General features: G+C 58.1%; 18 protein-coding genes. 6 read left to right on the top strand and 12 right to left on the bottom strand.

Annotation, left to right across the window (positions count from 1 at the left end; genetic code table 11):
• Nucleotides 1-29: 29 nt before the first annotated feature.
• Nucleotides 30-929: a universal stress protein gene (locus tag ACRCJM_RS06170; protein ID WP_431464214.1), complete on the bottom strand. Its 900-nt coding sequence runs from the start codon at nucleotides 927-929 to the stop codon at nucleotides 30-32.
• A 3-nt stretch (nucleotides 930-932) separates the two neighbouring features.
• Nucleotides 933-2,363: a flavin monoamine oxidase family protein gene (locus tag ACRCJM_RS06165; RefSeq protein WP_431464213.1), complete on the bottom strand. Its 1,431-nt coding sequence runs from the start codon at nucleotides 2,361-2,363 to the stop codon at nucleotides 933-935.
• Nucleotides 2,364-2,525: 162 nt separating this feature from the next.
• On the opposite strand from ACRCJM_RS06165, the gene ACRCJM_RS06160 reads away from it, so the two are divergent.
• Nucleotides 2,526-3,221 carry a TetR/AcrR family transcriptional regulator gene (locus ACRCJM_RS06160; RefSeq protein ID WP_431464212.1) on the top strand — a complete coding sequence of 232 codons (696 nt, stop codon included), beginning with the start codon at nucleotides 2,526-2,528 and terminating at the stop codon, nucleotides 3,219-3,221.
• Between the two features lie 106 nt (nucleotides 3,222-3,327).
• Here the strand turns inward: ACRCJM_RS06160 and ACRCJM_RS06155 are convergent, their stop codons facing one another.
• The gene (locus tag ACRCJM_RS06155; RefSeq protein WP_431464211.1) at nucleotides 3,328-3,825 is read right to left on the bottom strand and encodes a hypothetical protein; all 498 of its coding nucleotides are present in this window, start codon (nucleotides 3,823-3,825) and stop codon (nucleotides 3,328-3,330) included.
• Between the two features lie 305 nt (nucleotides 3,826-4,130).
• Between ACRCJM_RS06155 and ACRCJM_RS06150 the strand changes: the two genes are divergently transcribed.
• The 3 genes from ACRCJM_RS06150 (at nucleotide 4,131) to ACRCJM_RS06140 (ending at nucleotide 7,053) form a co-directional block, all read left to right on the top strand.
• Nucleotides 4,131-5,861 (top strand): hypothetical protein, encoded by a 1,731-nt coding sequence (locus tag ACRCJM_RS06150; RefSeq protein WP_431464210.1) that lies wholly within the window; start codon nucleotides 4,131-4,133, stop codon nucleotides 5,859-5,861.
• 130 nt (nucleotides 5,862-5,991) lie between these two features.
• A complete protein-coding gene (locus tag ACRCJM_RS06145) occupies nucleotides 5,992-6,555 on the top strand; it encodes an arsenic metallochaperone ArsD family protein (protein ID WP_431464209.1) in 564 nt (187 codons plus the stop codon).
• A gap of 36 nt (nucleotides 6,556-6,591) precedes the next feature.
• The gene (locus ACRCJM_RS06140) at nucleotides 6,592-7,053 is read left to right on the top strand and encodes a GyrI-like domain-containing protein (RefSeq protein WP_431464208.1); all 462 of its coding nucleotides are present in this window, start codon (nucleotides 6,592-6,594) and stop codon (nucleotides 7,051-7,053) included.
• A 120-nt stretch (nucleotides 7,054-7,173) separates the two neighbouring features.
• On the opposite strand, the gene ACRCJM_RS06135 is transcribed toward ACRCJM_RS06140, so the two are convergent.
• From ACRCJM_RS06135 to ACRCJM_RS06125, 3 genes are all read right to left on the bottom strand, one after another.
• Nucleotides 7,174-7,374, bottom strand: a complete 201-nt coding sequence (locus ACRCJM_RS06135) for a hypothetical protein (protein ID WP_431464207.1) — start codon at nucleotides 7,372-7,374, stop codon at nucleotides 7,174-7,176.
• Nucleotides 7,371-7,562 carry a helix-turn-helix transcriptional regulator gene (locus tag ACRCJM_RS06130; RefSeq protein ID WP_237196053.1) on the bottom strand — a complete coding sequence of 64 codons (192 nt, stop codon included), beginning with the start codon at nucleotides 7,560-7,562 and terminating at the stop codon, nucleotides 7,371-7,373. The genes ACRCJM_RS06135 and ACRCJM_RS06130 overlap by 4 nt, the downstream gene beginning before the upstream one ends.
• 213 nt (nucleotides 7,563-7,775) lie before the next feature.
• The gene (locus ACRCJM_RS06125; RefSeq protein ID WP_431464206.1) at nucleotides 7,776-12,677 is read right to left on the bottom strand and encodes an NAD-glutamate dehydrogenase; all 4,902 of its coding nucleotides are present in this window, start codon (nucleotides 12,675-12,677) and stop codon (nucleotides 7,776-7,778) included.
• Between the two features lie 404 nt (nucleotides 12,678-13,081).
• Between ACRCJM_RS06125 and ACRCJM_RS06120 the strand changes: the two genes are divergently transcribed.
• Nucleotides 13,082-15,358, top strand: a complete 2,277-nt coding sequence (locus ACRCJM_RS06120; RefSeq protein WP_431464205.1) for an NAD-glutamate dehydrogenase domain-containing protein — start codon at nucleotides 13,082-13,084, stop codon at nucleotides 15,356-15,358.
• A gap of 124 nt (nucleotides 15,359-15,482) precedes the next feature.
• Here ACRCJM_RS06120 and ACRCJM_RS06115 read toward each other — a convergent pair whose 3' ends face one another.
• Together ACRCJM_RS06115 and ACRCJM_RS06110 are read right to left on the bottom strand one after the other, a co-directional pair.
• Nucleotides 15,483-16,805: an MFS transporter gene (locus tag ACRCJM_RS06115; protein ID WP_431464204.1), complete on the bottom strand. Its 1,323-nt coding sequence runs from the start codon at nucleotides 16,803-16,805 to the stop codon at nucleotides 15,483-15,485.
• Nucleotides 16,806-16,939: 134 nt separating this feature from the next.
• Nucleotides 16,940-19,105: an acyltransferase family protein gene (locus tag ACRCJM_RS06110; RefSeq protein ID WP_431464203.1), complete on the bottom strand. Its 2,166-nt coding sequence runs from the start codon at nucleotides 19,103-19,105 to the stop codon at nucleotides 16,940-16,942.
• A 286-nt stretch (nucleotides 19,106-19,391) separates the two neighbouring features.
• Between ACRCJM_RS06110 and ACRCJM_RS06105 the strand changes: the two genes are divergently transcribed.
• Nucleotides 19,392-20,684: a hypothetical protein gene (locus ACRCJM_RS06105; protein ID WP_431464202.1), complete on the top strand. Its 1,293-nt coding sequence runs from the start codon at nucleotides 19,392-19,394 to the stop codon at nucleotides 20,682-20,684.
• Between the two features lie 44 nt (nucleotides 20,685-20,728).
• On the opposite strand, the gene ACRCJM_RS06100 is transcribed toward ACRCJM_RS06105, so the two are convergent.
• Genes ACRCJM_RS06100 through ACRCJM_RS06085 form a run of 4 tightly spaced genes read right to left on the bottom strand, consistent with a single transcriptional unit; the run spans nucleotide 20,729 to nucleotide 23,847 of the window.
• Nucleotides 20,729-21,577 (bottom strand): glycosyltransferase, encoded by an 849-nt coding sequence (locus ACRCJM_RS06100; protein WP_237222014.1) that lies wholly within the window; start codon nucleotides 21,575-21,577, stop codon nucleotides 20,729-20,731.
• Nucleotides 21,577-22,647 carry a glycosyltransferase family 4 protein gene (locus ACRCJM_RS06095; protein WP_431464201.1) on the bottom strand — a complete coding sequence of 357 codons (1,071 nt, stop codon included), beginning with the start codon at nucleotides 22,645-22,647 and terminating at the stop codon, nucleotides 21,577-21,579. The genes ACRCJM_RS06100 and ACRCJM_RS06095 overlap by 1 nt, the downstream gene beginning before the upstream one ends.
• 52 nt (nucleotides 22,648-22,699) lie before the next feature.
• Nucleotides 22,700-23,101 carry a DUF2304 domain-containing protein gene (locus ACRCJM_RS06090; protein ID WP_237237553.1) on the bottom strand — a complete coding sequence of 134 codons (402 nt, stop codon included), beginning with the start codon at nucleotides 23,099-23,101 and terminating at the stop codon, nucleotides 22,700-22,702.
• A 2-nt stretch (nucleotides 23,102-23,103) separates the two neighbouring features.
• Nucleotides 23,104-23,847 carry a glycosyltransferase family 2 protein gene (locus tag ACRCJM_RS06085; RefSeq protein WP_237237552.1) on the bottom strand — a complete coding sequence of 248 codons (744 nt, stop codon included), beginning with the start codon at nucleotides 23,845-23,847 and terminating at the stop codon, nucleotides 23,104-23,106.

Here is a 23,847-nt window from a genome sequence, read left to right as displayed (position 1 = left end):
CAGTGCGACGCACGCACACCTATGAGAATCTAGCGGCCCACTACGGGAATTGAGCCGGTCCAGGGCTCCTGAGCCGAACCGCGGCGTCCTGGCGAATAATCACGAGGAACAACCACCAGCGGAATCGGCAGGCGAGTGAGGATCTTGGCGGTGTTAGAGCTCAAGAAAAGCTCGCCGCGCTGGGCCAGCTTAGACGACCCGGCCATGAGCACGGACCCAGCAGACCAGTTCACTGACTCCACTGCATCAGGCACACTAGCTCCGTGCCCAACAGCAACGGTGATGAGGTCCGGACGCTCGGGCGCCAGGGAGGACTGCTCCAGCAGGTCCCGTACGCCCTCCTCAGCTTCACGGGCCGCAGCCCCATCAGCGGCGGCGTCCTCGATGAGGGACACCAGGCGCACCGCAAGGCCGGTGCGGTTGCAGGTAGCCACAGCTTCTTCCACCAGGCCAATCGAGTCGATATCGGGGGAAACCGCACAGTCAATCTGGGTGATATGGGTTTCCGCATCGTAGTTGTGGGGCGCAAGAATCACAGGTACTGAAGCCCGGTGCAGCAGGGCGTTACCTACCGAGCCGATGGAGTGGAAGAGCCAGCCACCGGTCTTAGCGCCACCCACAATGATGGCACCAGCCCCAATAGCTCCAGCGAACTCCATCAACCCGGCTGCGGTAGACTCCGCCTGTCGCAGGTGGAAACGAGCCTTGAGGCTGGTGGGCACCCACTGCTGGGCCTCCTCAAGCCACCCCACAGCCTGCTCCTGAAGCATGGCTCCGAAGTTAGAACGCGGGGCAGCTAGGCGCGGGTTTTGCTGCTTGAGCACATAGACCACATCGAGCTCAGCACCCAGCGATGAGGCGAGAGCAACTGCCAGATTGAGCGCGTCCCGCCCCCGGGACGAGGGAGAATAGCCGACAACGTAACGCATGTTTTATCCCTTGAGTTTTTCGCTAATCATAGCGGCAGTTTTTTCACCCATACGAACCGCGCCGTCAACATGCTGGTAGCCTTCAGCCGCCAGGTCGGAGCAGGACCAATGGATGGGGCCAACAGGGTCTGACTGGTAGGCACCGTAGCGAGAGAGGCCGCCCAGGTCGAAGCTGGCGGCGTAGGCGCCGCGAGTCCACTCTTCAGCTCCCCAGTCGGATTCGTAGTAGCGGATGGGGTTCAGGGTCTCTTCACCCAGCATCTCTGCCATGGATTCAAGGATGGCACGCTTGCGTTCCTCAGCTGAGAGAGTGAACATGCGGTCAGCCTTTTCGTCAGAGACAAAGCCAACCAGGGTGCCGCGCTCTTCTTCCTGGCCAGTAGCCGGATCGTAGTTGGTGTTGTCGTAGATTTCCTGCACCAGGTTGTCACAGGCGAAGGAGGTGCCAGACAGACCCTTCTCGCGCCAGAAGGGGCGGTCGTAGACAGCGTGCACCTTGATAACCAGGCCCAGCGACTGGTGCTGGTGCATCTGGTGCTGGCGGCGATCCAGGGCAGGTACATAGGAGACGCGGGAGTAGAGGTTGGGCGGGACGGCCATGATGGCGTACTTGGCACGAACCTTCACGGCCCCGTCGGGGTTGGCGACGCCGTCCTCGGTGAAGTCTTCAGCTTCGGCCAGGACGGGGTAATCCCCCTCCTCCTGCCAGCGCAGCACACGTACGGGGTGGCCCAGGATAACATTCTCTTCCCCAATTTTTTCAGCCAGGGTGAGAGAGACCTTCTGCATGCCACCGAGCACGCGCTGATCGAGAATGAAGTTTTCGTCCACCAGGTTGGAGAAAGAACCCGCGGAGGCCGCCATGAGGATAGCCTGCAGGGCTGAGAAGGCGTGGGAGGGCTTCGTCAGCATGGCACCGGCGATAAAGAGGGAGATATTGTTGAGGGCCTCTTGGCTGTCGGTCTTGGTCTTGAGCCATTCGCGGAAGCTCACAGAGTCAAGCTCTTTAGCACGGGGGTGGGCCCAGGGGGCTTCAGCCCCCACTTCGGCGACAATCTCGTCCATCATGTCAATCAGGCGTAGCATTTCTGCCTTAGTACCCTCATCGACAGGGAAGATGTCGCCGGAGTAGCGTTTAACCTGACCATCTAGGGTTTTATAGATGGAGTCACCCTCGCGATAGCGGGAGAAAGTTTTGAGACCGAGCTCTTTGAGCAGGGCTTTGAGGGCGGTCTGGTCGGGCGAGACCCACTGGCCGCCGATTTCAATAAAGGCGCCGTCGAGGTCGCCGTTCCAGGTGCGACCACCCACACGGTGGCGGGCTTCGAGGACGGCAACGGAGTGCCCAGCCTGCTGCAGGCGGTAGGCAGCGGTAAGGCCCGAGGGGCCTGCGCCGATAATGACGACATCGCGGGTGATTTCCTGGGGAGCCATGGTGCCCAGCCTTTCTGCAGCGCTAGCTACACTAAACGAATACTGTTCGTTTTAGTGTAGCTTGAACCCTAAGACCTGTGAAGTACCTTACGAAAATATATAAGCCGGGCACTTTTCTCCCCTATCAATCCCACCCCTAGGCGCAGTGCTACCGTTATATGCATGACCCCTGCTCCCACCTCACCGCGCAATGCCGGGCGCCCCAGTGCGTCCTTACTTACCTCGGACAAGATCACTGAAACCGCCCAGAAGCTCATGGCTACAGAAGGTGATTTCACCATGGCAAAGCTGGCGCGGGCACTTGGGGTGGCGCCATCCTCTCTGTATAACCATGTAACCTCACGCGATGAGGTACTGGCTGCCATTTCAGACCAGGTGGCGCAGGGAATTGATACGCAGGCACTTCAGGACGCTGCCGAGCGGGTGCGCAGCGGAGGGGTGAGCACCCTAGGCGCTAGGGCACTCTGGCTTGAGGCTACAGAGCAGTGGGCCCGGTCTTACCGGCAGGCTTTTTCGGTAGCGCCGGCGGTGGTCATGACACTGGCGGTGACACCGGTACGCAAAGCCCCTGCCACCTTGGCCATGTATGAGCGAGTAACTTCTGCCTTTACAGACTTTGGCATGAGCCCACGACAAGCACTGCTGACCGTGGAGGCTATTGAGGCTTTTCTTCTGGGGGCAGCAACGGATATACATGCACCGGTGGACATCTTCGACCCCGGTGATCATGCGGCCGAGCGTCCCACCATGGCGGAAGCCTACGAGGCGCTGGGGGAGACACCCCAGGACGAAGCCTTCACCATCGGTCTATCAGCCCTGCTGACAGGGCTGAGTGCAACTCTAGGACCCCGCCAGTAAAGAAACAAAGTCAGAAGACAAAAGTGGGCAGCCCATATGGGCTGCCCACTCGAGAAAGATTTTCATACTCTGCTTGCCCAACGACACAAGCAAAGTGAATTCCTACTTACTGACGCTCAGGATTTTCCGAAGGCGGTGTCTGAGCAGAAACATCCGCAGGAATGAGGTAGGTGGTAGAAGTAGTGCAGTCACCATTAATGGCATAGATAAAGGAAACCTCAGTACCAGTAGCAATATCAACCTGATCTGTCGGAATAGTAATGGTCACGGTAAAGGCCAGTGAAGCAGAGCCATCGTGGTTAATCGTCAGGACATCACCAGTCTGGTTCAAGGTAGCGCCGCCAACGGCACCTGCCAGAGTCATGGGGTCGCCACTGCCAGAGGTTACAATAACCTGCTGGTAGCTAGCTGCATCAGCAAAGTTGTAAGAGACAGTGACGGTGACGTTGTTGCCAGATGAGTCGACAGCATGAGAGATAGAGGGCTCAACGCCAGGGCAGGTAAAAGAAGCTGCGTAGGCAGGAACGGCGGCAGTGGCTACAACAACAGGAGCGGCCCATGCGCCACCCTTGACCACGTTACGGCGCGACAGTGTGTGAGTCATGTTTTTAATTTCCCCTAAAAGTAATAAAAATCTTTTTCATGGTAGCACCCTGGCCGTACTGCGGCGACAAAAAACTGGAAGAAATTTTCGCCTGTCTAGACCTGAGTGCCACAGAGAAAACCCGATCACCCCAAATACCTATTAACACTAGCCAGAACCTGTATTTTTAAAACATACGCACTCTTGCATATGCTCCCCAAAAATTAATACAGCCGCCCCATCATCTGCCCACCCCATTATTCTCAACCCACCAGCCACGCACGCCTTATCTCCCCCACCCGCCAAGGCGTGCAAAAATAGAGTCTATGAGTTTTGATTCGCACTCCGAGCTCCCCCCGCATCTTTTAGCTCTCGCACACCTTACCCAGTGGCATTCAGAGGCCCATCAGCAGCCCCTGGAGGTCCGTTTTACCGTACACAACACCACGCTAGATAGTGTTGCTTGTGCCATCACGGGCTCTTTAGGCGCCCCACCTCCAGCTGATTATGCCCGCTCAGCCACCGTCGCCATCTACGAACTGGCTCGCAGTGGAACCTTCGAAGGTTCCTATAACGTGCGTATCAACTCATCGCCAGGTGGCCAGGTCATCGTCAAGCAGATGCCTCTCTCTCCTACATCTAAACATGAAACTGAACACATCGACACACCCGTCGAAGACCCAGGGGCCACTGTCTCAAATAATGGACTACGCCTGCGCTCCGCCTTACTCGCCCGCGGGCATAACTCTGGTTATTCTCCCGCTGAGGTCACCGCCGAAGAGAAGCAGCGCGGGTTCACCTTCACCCCCGAGCTCAAGTTCTATCGGGCTCTGGTACGCAACGGCGTGGTTGCCGAAGTTGCCGGGCAGAAGGTCATTGCCTCTACCCCTCAGGCCGATTTTGGGGCGTCCACCCTGGATTCTGCCCCCTGGAAGGCACCGGAAAAGACGGACGGCACCGTCCAAGCCGTCCTGAACCACAGCCTCTGGCTTGAAATTGCCAACTCCCCCAGCCACCTCTACGCCATTGATTTAGCTCCCGGCTCCCAGGGCACCGTGGGGCAGGTCATTGCGCGCAAGCGGGGTGAGGCGTCAGTGCCAGTGCAGGTTGCCCTGTCATTGGCAGATTTTGTGACCGGCGAGCTGGTAGGCCAGGACGCCACGAGCAGCTCTCCCGTCGCAGCCGCACCCACTGGCCCCCAGACTTCAGCAGGAGCATCACCTCTAGCGCAAACCATCGCCTGGGTAGGCACCGTTGAGCCTATCGCGCTCCCCGGTTTCCTGGGCTGGACTTTAGCTCCCACTGAGGCTCGCTACCGTGCGGTTCTGGCTGAGGTTGACCCCGAATCAGCAGCAGAGCCTGAGCCCGCCGTGGCCCCAGGACCCGCCAAGGGTGACGAAGCACCTGCTTCTGAAGCAGTACCGACTCCCGCTCAGATGGATGATTCTGAGCCGGTCATCGCTCCCGCGGCGCCGGTGGTTATTAAGTCCACTACGACCTCAGAAAACGCTTCGAACCTCTTCGCAACCCAGGAGGCAGACGAGCCTGCCCCCGCGCCGTCCGCCACCCCCGACTCTGAAGCCTCCCCGGTGCCGTCCGCTGAAGAGCAGGGCGAGGCGGGCGTCCGCGCCGATGGAGAACCTGCGGCCCCCACAGCAGACGGTCAGGGCTCTACCGACGAGGGCGCATCCAGCCCCCTCAGCCGGGCGGCAAGTGCCTACGCAGCAGCGGCTTTCCCCAATGACCTGCCCGTCACCACCGGTGAGAAGGCTCAGGATATCCGCGATATAGACCCGGGTGTAGCCCGCGTCCCGGCCTCCCCCGAGCAGAAAAATATCGCTAATACCATCGGCACCCTGGCTTTTGGCACCCCCGAGGAGCGCAAGGAGTATCGGAGCACTGATACCGATGCTGTGCCCAGCATCGCGGCCCGGGCCAAGAAGGTTTCGCTAGCATCTGCGCAGGTGGAGCCTCAGCCCCCGGCAGAAGAGGACGAGCAGAAGCAGGACGACCGCAGCCTGCGTTCAGCCCTGCGCAAGTTCTTTATCGGCGACTAGGCCACTGAGAGCTTGCTGATAAGGCACAACAGGCGGCGCACCCGTAACCGGGGTGCGCTGCCTGACCTTTTCTGCGAGCCCCAGCGGGCGTAGGCTTGGTAGAGCACACGAATCAACGAACGGAGTAGTAGTGGCACGCTCACCTCGCGACACCCTGGGGAGCACCCCCCTGGAAGTTTTTATCCCCGCTATCGGCGAAAACCCGGACGATCCTGGTGATACCCAGCGCGAGGCCTTCCTTGCTGAAGCCCAGGAGCTGCTTGATGAGGGTCTTGATATTGCCGTCTACTCCACCGACTCCTACCCGTCTGCCTTTACCGACTGTGAGCCGGTGGCCGATCAGCTTGCTATGGCCGGTGCTGAGGTTCTACCCATCTTGCTGGTAGAGGGTCTAGTCAAGGTGTCCTACATGTACCCCACTGCTGAGCAGCTGCGCCGTTTCTCCCGCTTTGGTGAGGTCAAACAGCCCAAGGTTAACGCAGCTGCAGCCGCCTGCGGTACCGGTGGCACGGACGACCCCGCCACGGTTCCTGCCGCCGAGCCAGCTGGATTTGCGGCCGTCCTGGCAGGGGTAAATCCCAAGCCTGCCGGAGGGCCCGACATTGGCAACCGGGTCAACCTAATGGGTGGCCATGATTCTGCACCCGCTTCGCAGGGTGCCTCGTGCGGCTGTGGTTGCGGCTGTAGCCACTAAAATAGAGCCGACACACATTTTTCTAAGGAGTAGTCGATGATTGGTGCGCGCATAGAGCACAAGGATGAGTTCTTTATTGCGGGCTTCCGCGAGACCGTGAAGCAGGGTGCCGGTATTGGCGAGCTCTGGAAAAAGCTGACCGCCCATGCCGAGGCGCGGGGGGTTACCATGCCCGAGGTGCATTCTATCGGGGTGATTGTTGGTATGAACGCGGTGGGCGAGTTCGACTACATGGCGGGGATTCTGGTGGAGAACCTGGAAACCGCGCAGGCTCTGGGTCTCAATGCCCTTAAGGTGGACGGCGGTGAGTTCGCGGTGACGACCGTTGAAGGCCCGGTGCCCATGAGTACTATGGCCGGGGTGGACCACCTGATGGGCACCTTCCTACCCGCGTCAGGTTTTAAGCCCAACGGCCCGGTCTTTGAGGCATATGGGCCGGGTGACCCGTCAGCTGACGATTTCCAGATGCAGGTTTGGGTGCCTGTTAAGCCAGCTTAGAGCCCTGCCGATAGAGATAGGCGACGGTTCTTCAGAATTTTGACTAGCTGCTTACGGCGAGCAGAGTCAAAAGGAAGACCCGTCGCCCCTTCAACAAGCTCCTCTGTTTCATGAAGCATCTTACGTAGTAAGAGGGCGGTTGCGGCAGGACGCACCCCAAGTTCCTGTCCAAAATCGAGAAAAGTCTTTCGCCTGCGCTAACCGCAAGGCTATGACTTCATATTTATCAGCAGAATAACGAAACTCAGTAGTATGAGGTGTTCTGAAAAAGTGCCCGGCAAGAGTATCTTGCTTGTACACATCAGCTTTGAGTTCGCTCATGCCTCAATCACCTGAATTTTCAGACCCAGTACATCAGCAACAGCTACAGCTTTCTCCAAAGAGACACTCAAACGCCCTTTCTCCAAATCACGTAGAGTGCGTTCAGAAATACCACTGAGTGCAGCCAACTCTTCCTGCGACATTTTGAGTTTTTTACGATAGGCACGCACAACTTTTCCTAGCTCCACAGCATCTCCCAACCGGCAAAATCTCGCCGATACACTCAATTTATCTATAATTCTAGGCCACTATCCCGCAAAACGGCAGAATATTGCCTATTTAAGAAAGGTAGACCCGAGAAATACCACTGAGACAAAGAAGCCCGCCCCGGCCCTCTTAAGTTCCTGCTAATCAGTCGCAGGATTTAAGAGAGAGGCGGGCTGCTGTGTATAAACCGAGGTCTAGCTAACCGCGCCGCGCAGGGTGCGCAGGGCTACCTGCAGGACGGCCAGGCGGGGGCGGCCGTCGGCGCCGGGTGCGGCGTCCTGAATCTCCGCCAGCATGGAGTCCACGCGGCCCATACGGACGGGGTGGTTCTCTACCCAGCGGGCTACCGCGGTATCGCCGCTCTCGGTTCCGGCGGCCACGCCCTCGCCAACCTCCTGGACGACGTTGAGCGCCAGGGAAGCAGCAATCTCGTAGAGGTCATCGCGCAGGGATGAACGGGCCAGGGTCTCCCAGCGGTCGTTACGAGGCAGCTTAGAGATGGTGGTCAGTAGCAGGTCAACCTGGAAGCGGTCGTAGACCGAGTAGTAGACGCGGGCAACCTGCTCGGTGGAGAGGCCGTTGGCTTCTGCGATACGCACTACGTCCATGAGGGCGAAGGCTTCAAACTCACGGATCCAGTTGACGATGAGTTCCTCGGGCAGACCCCAGGCTTCTGCCTGGTCGCGCATGGCGCGGACGCGGGCGCGGGTATCGTCCGCGAAGTAGTCCTTGAGTGAGGGGATCAGCTCGGCAACGGGCTTAAAGCGCTCGATCATCTCGGCGATAGGGGTGCCCACGACGACTGAGCGTTCGGCTGCAAACCAGCGGGCCAGGCGGTCGAGCACACGCTGCCAGTCCTTGATGACGGCCTGCCAGCCTTCCAGAGGAACGGAAGCAGGGAGCTCACGATGCAACCGTGCAGAGTTGCCAATGCCAAATGTTTCACGTGAAACGTAGAAGGCTCGTGCCAGGGCGTCTACCCCCACACCGGTTTCTTCCACCGCACGGAAGACGTGGGTGATACCGCCCAGGTTGACCATCTCGTTGGCTACGCGGGTGCAGATAATCTGCTTGCGCAGGGGGTGCGATTCTAGGTGCTCGCCGAAGCGTTCAACCAGAGCGGGCGGGAAGTACTCGGTGAGCACACGGGCCAGGTAGGGGTCATCTGCCAGGTCGGTCTTCTCGAGCTCTGCGGTGAGGTGAATCTTCACGTAGGCTGCGAGAACAGCCAGCTCAGGCCCGTTAAGGGTTTCACCGGTGGCTTCGTAGCGTTCGCGGATTTCCTCGTCGGTGGGCAGGAATTCCACCTCGCGGTTGAGGCCGGCGTTCTCTTCCAGGTCGTGAATCAAACGGATGTAGGCCTCAACACCGGGCACCACACCGTGGCGCTCGGCCTGCAGCAGCACGTTCTGCTCAACGTTGGTGAGCAGTACCTGGGCGCCGACGTCCTCGCGCTGGGCTTCGATGAACCCTGCGCGTTCTTCGGCAGAGAGCTCGCCGGCGGTGACCAGGCGGTCTACCAGAATCTTGATGTTGACCTCGCGGTCTGAGGTCTCTACACCGGCGGAGTTATCGATGGCGTCGGTATTGATGAGGATGCCGGCGCGGGCAGCTTCGATACGACCCAGCTGGGTGAAGCCCAGGTTGCCACCTTCGCCCACGATGCGAGCGCGCAGGTCGCGGCCGTTGACGCGGATGGCGTCGTTGGCCTTGTCGCCTACGGCGGCGTGAGTTTCGGTGAAGCCCTTGACGTAGGTGCCGATACCGCCGTTGTAGAGCAGGTCGACGGGGGCCTTGAGGATGGCGGAGAGCAGTTCGGGCGGGGCCATTTCGGTGACGCCTTCGTCGAGGCCCAGGGCCTGACGTACCTGCTCAGAGATCGGGATGGACTTAGCGCCGCGCGAGTAGACGCCACCACCGGCTGAGATGAGCTCGGGGTTGTAGTCCTGCCAGGAGGAGCGGGGCAGGTTATAGAGGCGTACACGCTCGTCGAAGGCAACATCGGCCTTGGGGTTGGGGTCCAGGAAGATGTCACGGTGGTCGAATGCTGCGACCAGGCGGGTGGCGCGGGAGCGCATGAGGCCGTTACCGAAGACGTCACCGCTCATGTCGCCGATGCCGACGGCGGTGAATTCTTCGGTCTGGCAGTCGATGCCCAGCTCAGCGAAGTGGCGCTTGACGGATTCCCAGGCGCCGCGGGCGGTAATACCCATGGCCTTGTGGTCGTAGCCGACAGAGCCGCCGGAGGCGAAGGCATCACCCAGCCAGAAGCCATAGTCTGCGCTGATGGCGTTCGCGGTGTCTGAGAAGGATGCGGTGCCCTTGTCGGCAGCTACAACCAGGTAGTAGTCGTCGCCGTCGCGGGCGATAACGCGGGGGTTGTGCACGACGGTTTCGCTACCGTCAGCTTCGATAGCCAGGTTGTCGGTGACGTCGAGCAGGGAGGCGATGAAGACCTTGTAGGACTCGCGACCTTCGGTGATCCAGGCGTCTCGGTCGAGGGCCGGGTTGGGGAGCTGCTTGGGGTAGAAGCCGCCCTTGGCGCCGGTGGGGATAATGACGGCGTTCTTGACCATCTGCGCCTTGACTAGACCGAGCACCTCGGTGCGGAAGTCTTCGCGGCGGTCAGACCAGCGCAGGCCACCGCGGGCAACGGAGCCGAAGCGCAGGTGCACGCCCTCAACGCGGGGTGAGTAGACGAAGATTTCGAAGGTGGGGCGGGGCAGGGGCGCAAAGTCAATCTGGCCGGGTGCCACCTTGAGGGCAAGGGCAGGACGGTCCAGGTAGGCGTTGGTGCGCAGGGTCGCCTTCATGACGGCGGCTAGGGAGCGCATGAAGCGGTCGACGTCGAGGGTGGGGATGGCGTCGAGCACACTGCCCAGTTCGCGCCAGACCTGCTCACGAGCGTCCTCGCGCTGCTCGTCGCTTTCGAACTGAACGTCGGGGTCGAAGCTGACCTCGAAGTAGCGCGCCAGCAGGCCGGTTGCCTGCGGGTAGGCCAGAAGGGTGTCAGACATGAACTCGGCCGAGTAGACCTGGCCCAACTGCACCAGGTAGTGGGTGTAGGCGCGCAGTACGCGGACCTGCTCCCAGGTCAGACCTTCTGCCAGAATCAGGCGGTCGAGGCTGTCGGACTCGCGCTTGCCCAGCAGGTAGGCGTTGAGGGCGTCCTCGTAGAGGGCAGCGACCTTCTCCGCTTCGATGCCTTCGGGCAGTTCAACACCGAAGTCGTAGAGGGAGAAGCTACGGCCGTCTGCCGGGGTGATGTCGTAGGGCTTCTGATCGATAACGACTAGGCCCATGTTCTGCATCACGGGTAGCAGCTCGGTAAGGGTGTGGGCGCTAGCCAGGTAGGTCTTGATGCGGGTACGGCCCTGGCGCTCCCCCATACGAATGGCGGCCGGCTGCTCGTCGCTGAGAGATTCGAAAATGTTGATATCTTCAACGGCGTTTTCTACCTCGTAGTCGGCGCGGTAGGTCATGGGCACAGCCTCAGACCAGGCTGAGGCAGCTGCACGGCCGTCCTCGGCACTCAGACCCTCGCCTGCGGCTGCTGTCTCAACGGCAGCGGCGGTTGCCTCGCCCCAGGAGCGGGTAGCTTCTTGCAGGCGGCGCTCGATCGCTTTGGAGTCCAGAGCCGGAATGATATTGGGGGTTGCCAGGCGCAGGCGGAAGAAAATACGAGCCAGAGACGAGGTGGAGAGGTAGACCTCGAAGTCTAGGCTTTCAATGTCGATGAACTCGTGGAAGACAGCCTCAAGGCGCTGACGTACGTGAGTGTTGTAGCGGTCGCGCGGCAGGAAGACGGTGGCGGAGACGAAGCGGCCGAAGGCGTCCGGACGCAGGAAGAGGCGGGTGGTGCGGCGCTCTTCCAGACCCATGATGCCGCGGAAGGTGTCGGTCAGTTCCTGCAGGTCGGCGTGGAGAAGTTCGAGACGGGGGTAGTCCTCGATAATGCCGGCAAGGGTCTTGTCGGAGTGGGAGCCCGGCTGGTAGCCCAGGTGGCGGCGCATAATAGCTACGCGCTCACGCACGATGGGGGTTTCAACGGCGGGCAGAGAGTATGCCTGGCGGGAGAAGAGACCCAGAATGACGTATTCGCCCACAATCTTGCCGGAGCGGTCAAAGTCGCGCACGCCGATGTAGTCCAGGTACTCGTGGCGGTGCACGGTGGAGCGAGAGTTGGCCTTGGTGATGTAGAGGGGCTTGGGATCACGTGCGTTTTCGAGGCCCAGGCCGGTGAGGACGATGGGGTCACCTTCTCCGGTATCGGCAAGAATACCCAGGCCAGATCCGTCACGGTCGGTTAGCAGCAGGTCGCCGGAGCGGCCTGAAAGGTCGCGTTCCTTGATGCCCATGAAGAGGAAGTTGCCGCGGGTAAGCCAGCGCAGGAATTCCTGGACCGATTCGATGCGGGTCATGGGGTCGGCGTCAGAGTTGATGGAGCCGGTGTAGTGGGCAGCGCCACCCAGGGTTACATCTGCCAGTTCACCCAGTTTTTCGGCGATGTCAAGGGTGCGGGCTGCCATGGCGTCGTTGTCACGGGCAGCTCGGCGCACGTCAATCAGAATGGAACGGATTTCCTGCTCAAGATGGGTAACGTCTTCGCCCTCAACGCGGGAGGTGAGGCGGACGGCAATCCACGACTCAATGGTGGCCCCAGCACCGATGTTGCCGGTGGCAGCATCACGCAGAATGGGCATAGAGACGGTGTCACCGCTTGCTACGGGCTGCTTAAAGCCGGTGCCGGTGATATTGACCAGGCGGCCGCTCTGGTCGCGCTCTACAACGAAGGTGGGGTGGATAAGACCCGAGATACCGCCCCAGTTTGCGGCGATTTGGGCGGTAATAGATGAGACTAAGAAGCTGGTGTCGTCTACAACGATGTAGAGAGTGCTGCCAGCGTCGTCATTGCTCACCGAGATCAGGGCTTCACCGGCTTCCCGCTGCTCTGCCAGGGCTCGGTGCGCCTGGGCAAGGCTGGTAAGCTGCTGGTCACTCAAACCTTCAAGCTCATCAGCTGAGCTGTGACGGTAGTATTCGTTGATCCAGTCTTCGCTACCGGACCAGTGGGCTGAACGATCGTTCGTGAGCAAGGGTTTGCCTTTCGCTGGGCGGATGTCACTCCGTTGTGATACCTGGGTGCGCGGGTCTGCGCTCCACTTACATAGTAGTCGGGAAGACGGTGGGAGTGAACCGCAACACCGAGGTGCTCAAAGCCCTTTAAGTACAGACTTGAAACACTTGTCTACTATCGCTTGCCTTGAATATTTCTTACCCACAACTTTAGAACAAATATTCCCATTTGTCTCGAATCTGTGTACTATTTTTTGACAGGCAAATTAAGTACCCCGCCCTAGGAGGCCCACCCCAGCAGTTTCTCTTCACATACGAGACACACAGTCTCACATTGCAAAAACACTATCGCCAGTCTCTTCTCCCGCTCTTATGCTGGAATCTCCACCGGGCGCCAGCGCCCCTCCCCCAATCAGAAGGGCAGATGATGTCAGCTACTCCTACTTCAGCTCTCTCAGCCAAAGTTCTACACGCCTACTCCCGCTACCTCCTGCAGCTCGGAGTCAGCTTCAGCGCAGACTTTATGGCCCAGGCCCTTGCCAGCAACCCCGGCGTCGCCGCAGGTATTGCCGACATCTTCAGCACCGGCTTCGACCCCGCCCTCGACAAGGATGCGGACGCCCGCCGCACCTCCCAGCGCGCAGCGGCTGACGGCGTCCGCGCCGATATCGAAAAGCTGGACGGCGAAACCCAAGATTTCTTTGCACAGCTGCTTGAAGTCGTCCTGGCCACCGTGCGCACCAATGCTTATCAGGGCAAAGAAACTATCGCCCTGAAAATCTCCACCCGCGATATCTCTTTCGCTCCCCTGCCCAAGCCCCTCTTTGAAATCTTTGTCGAGGGTGAGGCCCTCGAAGGCGTACACCTGCGCTTTGGCAAGGTTGCCCGCGGCGGCCTGCGCTGGTCCGACCGCCCCGAAGACTTCCGCACCGAGGTGCTCGGCCTGGTGAAGGCTCAGGTGACCAAGAACGCCGTCATTATCCCCACCGGTTCCAAGGGCGGTTTTGTGCCCAAGAACCTGCCCGACCGCGACTCCGAGCAGGACAAGTACAACGAGATGGGTGTAGCTGCCTACAAGCTCTTCATCCAGTCCCTGCTGGACATCACCGACAACCTCGTCACCGACAAGCAGGGTGAACAGCAGATTGTCCGCCCCGAAAAGGTCGTAGCCCTCGACGAGAACGACCACTACCTAGTCGTTGCAGCCGATAAGGGTACCGCAACCTTCTCTGACACCGCTAACGCTATCTCTATCGCTAACGGCTTCTGGCTGGGCGACGCCTTCGCCTCCGGCGGCTCCGTCGGCTTCGACCACAAGGAAATGGGTATTACCGCCCGCGGCGCCTGGGAGTCGGTCAAGCGCCACTTCGCTGCCCTGGGGCACGATTCTCAGGCTGAAGACTTCACTATGGTGGGTATCGGCGGCATGGCCGGCGATGTGTTCGGCAATGGCGCCCTGCTCTCAGAGCACATCCGCCTGATTGGCGCCTTCGACTCCCGCCATATCTTCATCGACCCCAACCCCGACGCTGCCGTATCGTTTACTGAGCGTCAGCGCCTCTTCAACCTGCCCCGTGCCTACTGGACCGACTACAAGCCCGAACTAATTTCAGAGGGCGGCGGCGTTTACTCCCGTAAAGACAAGGCCATCGAGGTCACCCCTCAGATGCGGGAGGCCCTGGGCCTTGATAGCGCCGTTGAAACCGTGAGCGGCGACCAGCTCATTACCGCCCTGCTCAAGGCCCCCGTAGACCTGCTCTACACCGGCGGAACCGGCACCTACGTGCGCTCCACCGAAGAAAGCAACAGCCAGGTGGGTGACTCCACCAACGACAAGCTCCGTATCACCGCACCCGAGCTACGGGCACGCGTCATCTCCGAAGGTGGCAACCTGGGTCTCACCCAGCGAGCCCGCATCGAGGCAGCAGCGGGTGGCGTCCTCGTCAACACCGACGCCATCGACAACTCTGCCGGCGTTGAAACCTCAGACCGCGAAGTCAACCTCAAGATCCTCATGGGCCGCGCTATCGAAGCGGGCCAGTTCAAGGAGGGCGACCGCGCCAACTTCATCGCTGAGCAGGTCGAAGAAGTAGGCCGCCGCGTGCTGCGCTCCAACCTGGAGCAGAACGTACTCCTGCAGGCAGAGCGCACCGAAGCTTTCAACACCAACGACATTGCGGGCGAGTTCATGGACTACCTGACCGAGACCGTACACCTGGACCGCGAGGTTGAGCTACTCCCCTCAGATGCCGAACTAGCAGACCGGGCCGAAGCCCACGTCCCCCTCACCAGCCCCGAACTCTCGGTACTCACCGCCTACGCAAAGATCGACCTCACCGCTGCCCTTGTTAACAGCGGCTACGCCGATGAGCCCGATCTCGACCTCAGCGACGTCCTGGCTGACTACTTCCCGGCTCCCGCTACCGAGAAGTTTGGCTCATATTTCGACGAGCACCCCCTGCGCAGCGAAATCATCGCAACCCGCGCAGCCAACCGTATGATCAACCACGCAGGTATCACCTTCGTGTACGAAATGAAGAAGAAGCACGGGGCTTCGGTCAACGATATCGCCCGCGCCTTCCGCGCAGCCCGTCTCGAAGCTGGCGCCCTGCCCGACATTGAGGGTAACGGCGACTTCGACGCCTGGGTCGAAGGAGCACAGGCCCTCCGCAAGGCCATCGAGGCCAAGCTCGCCCGCTAGACCCGCGGCAGGTATCGGCAGCACCCAGCAAACGCTGGCTCTTCTACCGACTAGCACCTAAAACCAGGGCGCCCGCCCCACCTACGAACGGTGGGGCGGGCCTCCTTATCTCTTGCGAGAAAATCTAGTGGTCCTGCATCCGGTCAACCTCAGCCAGGGTCAGCTTTCCGGTCTCGCGAGCGGTCAGCGCACACAGGCAGGCCAGAGCCGCCATACCCAGGGTGAAAGCGGCAGGGCCCACCCAGTTGGCAAAGTCATCCCCGGCAAGCGCGGTAGCTGCTGCAGGGGCAATACCACCCGACAGGGCAAAACCAATCTGGGTGCCCAGAGCCAGGCCGGTCACCCGCACCCGAGTGGGGAACATTTCAGCGTAGAAGGACGGCCAGATGCCGTTGGCCATGGAGTAGAAGGCCCCGTGCATGAGCACACCAAACACGAACACGAGAACAATGTTGCCGCTTGTGATGGCGTGCAGGTAGGGGAACATGAGCCCACCAGCGACCAGGGCACCGGTAGCAAAGATAGGTTTGCGGCCGATTCGGTCAGCGACCATAGCCCAGAGCGGGATAGCGAGCAGGCTCAGGCCGTTAGAGGCAATAGGAACCCAGAGCATAATGCCCGAATCAATTCCATGCCCCTTGGTGGCAAAAGAGATTGAGAAAGTTGTGAAGACCATGTTCACGGTATTGACCATGGCGCACAGGGCCACCACCGCAACCGCCCGCTTGTGGCGGGTGAAAACAAGAGCCAGCGGCGCCTTACGGCGGGCCGGGTCAATCACCTGCTGGGCCTGGGTTTCAACGAAGGAGGGGGCCTCTTCGAGACGGCGGCGAATCAGCCAGGCAGCTACCAGCACGAAAGCCGAAAGCCAGAAGGGTACGCGCCAACCCCAGCTGAGCAGGTCTTCTTCGGGCAGGGCCGCAAAGGGCAGGAAGACTGCCGTTGCTAGCAGGGAACCGAACTGGGTGCCGTGCAGGGTCCAGGAGGTGGTGAAGGCCCGCTGGTGGTCGTGGGCGTGTTCCAGCGACATTGAGATAGCGGACGCCTGCTCACCCGACGCCGATAACCCCTGGAAGACCCGGCACAGCACCAGCAGGGCGGGGGCAAGCAGCCCCACCTGGTCGTAGGTGGGCAGGCAGCCAATGGCGAAGGTGGCCCCGCCCATCATGAAGAGGGTCAGCATGAGCACAAAACGGCGTCCGAACCTATCGCCCAGCGGGCCCATCAGCATGGCGCCAAAGGGGCGAACTACATAGGCGACGCCCAGCACCATCATGGATTTGAGGATTCCAGCGGCATCCGAGTCTTCGGGGAAGAAGATGCGGTTGAGCACCAGGGCCGCGGCTGTACCGAAGACCGCGAAGTCGTAGTATTCCAGCGCTGAACCGATCCAGGAGGCCAGGGCGGCCTTGCGCGGGCGTTTGTGCGGGGTGGCGGGTGCGGTCATAGTTTTCCTGCGGGGTGCGGACGCCCGGCTCGGCTACACCTGCCCGGCGTGTGTGCGTACGGTAGTATCCTGAGCGTATGCGCGGGCGCCCCGGCTGGTCAAAGCCGGGGCACCCGTATTCCGTATGGTGGTTGCTAGCCTGTGGGGTTGACGGCTGAGGGGTCCCAGCCCTGGACTTCAAGTTGTTGTACCACTGCGCTCGAAAGGGTCTTACCATACTGCGCTGTGAGGTGGTTATTATCCATGTATAGTGCCACATTTCCTATTACAGGAACGCAGTATCCCTCAGGGCAAAAATAATTTGATAAATCCACTTCGTAGACGTTAGAGAAACGATCAAAAATGGGCTGGGCAGGATCCGTAGATGCTAATACCTGTGACCGTGGAACACTGCAACTCGAGGTATTTTCACGCTGAGAGCATTCAAACATATTCTGAACAAAACGAGGGTTATCACGAACAGATATGATTTTTCCTCCGTAGGATTCTACAAGACTTGCTACACCATCAATTCCTTTGACTGGCTGCTCATCAGGGATACCATCTTGAGGTCGAGTAGAGATTACTGCAAGATAGGTGGGCTTCAACTGTTGAATTTCTTCAAGAGCTCGGGCATTGTAGTTTTGGCAGGCAGCATCAGCTGCAGGTCCCGCAGTTGAGTAGCTTTCTTCTGGGACAGTCAAACGGCACCAAGGTTTAATCATTAGAATCACCGTGGCATCGTCAGGGATTACTTCTTCAAATAAGGGCAGTGACTGCTGGCTATGCGAATCACCTGCAAATACAAAAGTAGGTGCATCAGGGCTTCTCTTTGCTTGCATCACATAGCAGTACTCCTCAGCCTCTGGGTTGTTGAGGCTTGAGTTTTCCATACCGGGGTAGGAGTTGCACTGTTCACCGATAGAGGTATCGACCCACCCTTGATTACGGATAACAGGGATTGGAGGGTTCTGGTATCTTTTAGTCTCACCTATAGCCAGTGCACCAGGAAATTGGGAAGTCCCTGCAAGAGAAGCGTTATGCGCCCACACGTTGATTTGTGCATCCAACCATCGTGTAGCTCCTACAGCCAAGCCACCGACCAGAGTAAAACATACTGCGATGACAGCCACCGGGCGCTTCCAGTTGCCCCGGACATTCTGTTTTTTTCGACTCCACGGGGTACCGCTGAGCATTGCGTGGCGCAGGGCGTGGCGGCTGGGTTTCTTTTCCCAGGCTCGTAGAGGCTTTTCAACAAGGTTGTGCAGGAGCCACGCTACCGCGATAGAGGAGAGAATAACCAGGGTTCCGTCAAGCCAGCCAGCTTTAGGCTCCCCAATAGCGGTGGTGTACAGGATGAGAATGGGCCAGTGCACCAGGTAGAGGCAGTAGGAGATTGCCCCCATCTTCTGTAGAGGTTTAGCTGAGAGAAGGCGGTCTACGCCCAGGCGGGAGCCAGTTTGACCCGCTGCGATGACGAAAGCACCCGATAGCAGGGGCCAGAGGGCCAGGTAACCGGGGAAGGCACGCTCAACAGGCAGGAGCCAACCGCAGGTGACAAGGCCGATAACGCCCACCCAACCCATGGGTACCTTCAACCAGGACGGCACTCGCCAGACTAGTACGAGCATGGCGAGCAGGGTGCCGGCTGCGAACTCCCAGAGGCGGGTGCGGGTGTCGAAGTAGGCAAAGGACTGGTTGGTAGAGGTCTCGATAATGGAGAAGGTAAGAGAGGTAACGAAGACCGTACCAAAAACAAATAGGGCGGTGGGGAGAACCTTCAGACGCAGATAACCCACCAGGAAGGCTACGAAAGCAAACAGCAGGGGCCAGAGAATAAAGATTTGGCCCTGCATGGAGAGGGACCAGAAATGCTGGAAGGGGGTTTTGAGGGTGGCGTCTTGGGCGTAGTAGTCCACCGAGTTGAAAGCCAGGCGCCAGTTGAGGAAGTAGAAGAGCGCTGCTTTGGCGTCAGCTAAAAGGGATGCCCAGCGTGAGGGAGCAATGACGAAATAGGCGGCGACCAGGGTAGCCAGAATGACAGTTGCAGCCGCTGGCAGTAGGCGCTGGAAGACGTGGAGCCAGTAGCTGACGACCTTGAGGGGCTTGCCATCCTGAATCTTACGTAAGGACGACAGCGAGAGCAGGAAGGCTGAGATGAAGAGGAAGACATCGACACCGCCAGACACTTTACCGAACCAGACGTGGTACATAACCACGAGAAGGACTGCCAGGGACCGGAGCCCCTGCACTTCTGGTCTGAATTTGGGTTGTTCAATGAAGCTACCCAAGGGCTTATGTCTGTGGCTGGTTCGATTCATCTATGTTGCTTTTCTGTGGTGTGGTGGTTACCCGGTGGCTGGGCAACTTGGGCAGTCTACCACAGGCACCGGTTAGGTCTCCGAAACGCTAACCGGTAAGGTAGCAACCTCCTCTTCCAAGCTATGCCTTCTCTTTAGACGCAATTGCAGCGATTGAGAGTACAGGGGTAACGGTGCAAAGCGTGTGGCACAAAACCATCATACGGCATGCCCTAGAATGCCCTCCGGAGTGGCAAGACCGATAAGCTAGAGATACTTTCCTTATCGTCATAGAAGAAGAGATTCCGTGAGCGAAGAACATACCGAAGCTGTGATTAGTCGCGGCCAGTCGCTTTTTATTACGGCTTCATCCATTATTAGCGCGGGTACTACTTTCTTGGTGACCTGGCTAGCTGCCCGATCTTTAACGGTCGAAGACAACAAAGATTTTTTGGTTTTTTGGTCTCTTACTTCTTTGGTGTTCGCGACTTTGCTGGGGGTTCAACAAGAGTCAGCGCGCCTCATCGGCTCCCATCATTTGAGCAAGGGTAATTCTGCTTCTGTCCCCAGTCAGAGAACCTACAACCCGCTCGTGGTAGCGACCTGGGTGGGTCTCACCTGTGCTCTCATTTTTGCAGCTCTTACACCGGTGTGGCTCGGCACCGTTCTACCAGCAGGGGACTGGAGAACAGTACTTCTGATTACCCTGGTGACGGCTGTATATGCCTGCCACGTCTACTGCATTGGGGCGATGGCCGGCACCCGTTCCTGGACAGAATATGCCCTGTTGATTTCAACCGGCGGTATTTTCTGTTTCCTGTGTACCCTGCTTGTATCTGTGGTTGGGGGCAGCCTGCTTGCCTTTCAGCTCTCTTTCTTGGCAACGGCCTTCCTCTGGCTCATTTTTGTGGCTTTCTCACCCCGGGTACGCTCAGCGACTCGTTTGCGTCTGGTAGGACGCCCAGGCGCGGCGTACCGGAGCATGCTTTTAGCTGTGGGGACCGCGGTAGCTATGGCTGCTATGTCTACAGGCTTTCCTATCTTCTTGGAAGCAACAAGTTCGAAGGCCGAAACAGAGTCCGATGCACTTCTGGCCGCGATTATTTTGGGTATCTCCATCACTCGCGCACCCATCATGATGCCCCTGCAAGCTTTTCAGGGTGTCGCGGTGTCTTATTTCCTGGCCCATGCCCAGCGCCCTACCGCTGCCCTGCTTAAACCTGTAGGGGCTTTGCTAGCTCTGGGGGCAGTAGGAGCCGGAGCAGCTTATCTGCTGGGTCCCTGGCTTTTCGATGAAATCTACGAGAAGTATGCCGGGCAGCTCGACGGGGCTTTCCTCGCGGCTCTCACTTTTGCCGCGGCCCTTCTAGCGGTGACAACACTGTCAGGCACGGCGGCCCTGGCGATGGGCGCCCACCGCATCTACCTTGCAGGCTGGGTAGTTACCGTTGTGGTTGCTTTTGGCTGTCTGCTGCTACCGTTAGATCTTGAAACTAAAACCATTGTGGCCTTGATGGCTAGCCCGGTCATCGGTGCGGCAGCGCACCTTGCCGGCATGGAGGTACTGAGCCGAACACAGACGTCCGCACCAGTCATCTAACAGTGCATACAACGTGAGGGGCAGCTGAGCTGCCCCTCGATGTTTTAAGAACGTTTGAAGTAGGTGAAGTACTCGTGCAGGGGGCGGATAAGCCCGGACGCCCGCACAAACTGGACACTGCGCCACAGCAAGTGCGGGGGTAATGCCAGGACGGCGGGAACGCCAAGAGTCTTCGCGAGCTGGCGGCGGCCACGAGTTACACAATCCACATGAGGCCCTCGAGGTGAAGCACCCTTGCTTAAATTGGAGGTATGGACTCTGTACAACACCAAGAATTCAGGCAACACAGCAACTTTTCCCAAGGTACCGATTCTTAGGGTTAAATCATAGTCTTCACACTGGTCTAGCCCGGGAGTATGCCCCCCAATCTTGTCATATGCGGACTTACGGAACATGACGGATGAATGAGGGATTGGGTTAAACAAGAAGAGGCTCTTACGCACGTCATCCGATACCACAGACTTCAAATCACCGATTTGCTGATCGTTCTCGTCAATCATATGAGCACGCGCTCCCACTAGAACACAATCTGGATGAGACTGGAGGTACTCTAGCTGTTCTGCAAAACGATGGGGCAGAGCAATATCATCACCATCGAGATTAGCGATGTATTCAGTATTGACATATTTAATACCTTCAATGATTGAACCGCTCATCCCCAGATAATGATTAAAGCGCAACACCAAAACTCTGCTATCAGTAAGCCACGGGTACTGTTCTTCCTCAGACTGTATTTGAGTAGCATCAAGGCTGATGTTAGGTCCGTTCAGAACTAGAACAACCTTTAAATCAATACCGTCACTCTGGAGGGCAGACTTCATAGCTTCATCTACCCACCGATTAAGTTCCCCGCTACGAACAATAACGGCAAGGGTTCCCTCTATCTTCTCCACTACAACTCCTCGTGAATCTTATGCCTAAAAGTCTGAATGATTCGCTCATAGGTCTTACCCTGGCTAGCCCATCCCCACTGCTGGAGGTGTTCTACGGGGTGTGCCTGCGGACCCTGGGCGAGCTCAGCACGTACGGCTGCTGCCAGCTGGGGCACACCCTGCTGCTCAACAATATGAACCCGCGCACCTGCGTCCTTAAGTACCCTCGCGCTCGATACATCGTAGGTAACGATGGCCGCCTGCGAAACGTAGGCGTCGATAATGGTGGTTTGGAAGCCCTCGGCCGCCACAGTGGGGTTGACCAGGGTAGCGCCGCGAAGCTCGCGAGCTACAGTTGCGTGATCGACGAAGCCCTTGAAATCTACTGCGTCAGAAATACCCAGCTCAGCGGCATACGCTTTAGCCTTCTCTAAATCAACCCCAGCACCCAGCACTACACCGGTAATCTCAGCATCTTCTGCATGGAGTTGCTGGACAGTTTCGAGAAAGGCCCGCCAGCCCTTCACCTCAACTACACGGGCTAAAAAGACAAGCTTTTTCCGCTGGAAGACAACATCTTCAGGGGCAGCCATAGGCAGGGGAGAAACGTTATAAAAAACCTCAGCGTCTACACCTGAAAGCTTTTTAACAAAATCGCAGGAGGGCTGAGAAACACCCAACACCTTAGAAGCTGCACGGAGTGTCAGCACACCTAATGTACGGTCTACCAGCTGACTTGCTAGGCGAATAACAGCCTTCTCCGAGACAACAAAGCCCGAACCGTGTTCTGTATGCACCACCGGGATATTCAAGAGGCGTCCCAAGACGACGCCCCACCAGCTCATACTGAAAAAACGCGTATGAACAGAAATAACGTCAATTTTTTCTTTCTTGAGAACCCGGAGTGCCTTATATAGGCCGACAGGGGAAGCAAATCCCACAATACCTTCAACGCGTAAATATTCTTTAAGCCTGTACACGGTAATACCGTCTTCAACAGACCTACCGGGGGTATCGTCAAGAGTAATTACTGTGACGCGGTGCCCCTGTCGCACCAAGTGGGTGCCTAGCGCATGGACGTGCTGTTCCACCCCACCTCGTTTAGGGGGGTAGTTATTGACCACAAAGGCGATGTTCACTCAGCTACCCCTCAAGAGAGTCAGTGTCGCGGGAGCGAACAGATTGCTTAGTTACAGAATCTGCATGCTGCTCATCAAATTGGGCTCGCAAAATCGCTACCTCTTCAGCAAGGATACGAATATCTTCGCCCATCTTGGATAGGGCAGCTGTCAGGTGCAGACTGACCCCTATGAGCATGATAATCGACAGCAAGAACAGCAGGTTTACTGGAGATTCAATACCGATAAGATCTGCAAAGAAGAGGAGCAGGCGCGGAAAAATTACCAGAATAATAATAATTGCAGAGACAATAAGCCAGAGCACTGCATACTTTTCCTTCATGTTTTGGCTTCGCACCTGGGCAAGAACAAGCAAGACAATAACAGCAGCAAAAACCAGAAAAAATATGTATGAATTAGCTGACATTTTTATTTGCCTCCCACCATGGTCTTCGTGCGGGTCATCGACATTGCAAAGGAAAAGAACGAACGGACGAGATAAATAGCCGATTTCCACGGGTTTGATGAAGGAGTGCCCGCCTGGCGCTCACGCATCTCCACAGGAACTTGTTTGACGCTCAAACCTGCACGAATTGCCATAACGCAAGCATCAATGCAGTCTCCTAGATACTCTGCAGGTAGATGTTCACAGTACTGCTCAATAGCCCTACGGTTAGCAGCACGAAAACCACTGGTTGCGTCGGTGAATTTCTCACCAGAGATTTTGGTGAAGAGGAAGGCAAGGACGACCATAGCCCATTTTCGGGGGCCGCTGACCTTGTAGTTAGTTGCCTCAGCGAACCGGGACCCGATGGAAATATCTGTTCCGTCGTCCAGGCCAGCTAAAACAGTCCGAATGCCCTTCGGGTCATGCTGCCCATCAGCGTCTACCTGAATCGCCCGGTCATAATTCATGCGACGGGCATACTTATAGCCTGTGCGAAGGGCACCACCAATCCCCATATTGTACGGAAGGTCGATGACAAAAGCACCAGCTTGACGGGCGATCTCTGAAGTGCGGTCCGTCGACCCATCGTTGACGACCAACAAATCAACCTCAGGCATCATACGGTAGAGCTCCGTAATAGTGCCTCCAATAACCTCTTCTTCATTCCACGCTGGCATGATGATGAGTGTGCGTAGTTCTGCGTCAGGTGCCGGTGTCTGAGGCAT

This window comes from Rothia sp. L_38 (assembly GCF_050689125.1).
In the GTDB taxonomy this organism is placed as follows: Bacteria; Actinomycetota; Actinomycetes; order Actinomycetales; family Micrococcaceae; genus Rothia.
Note: the sequence above shows the minus strand (reverse complement) of the source record. Positions and strands in the feature narration are given on the sequence as shown.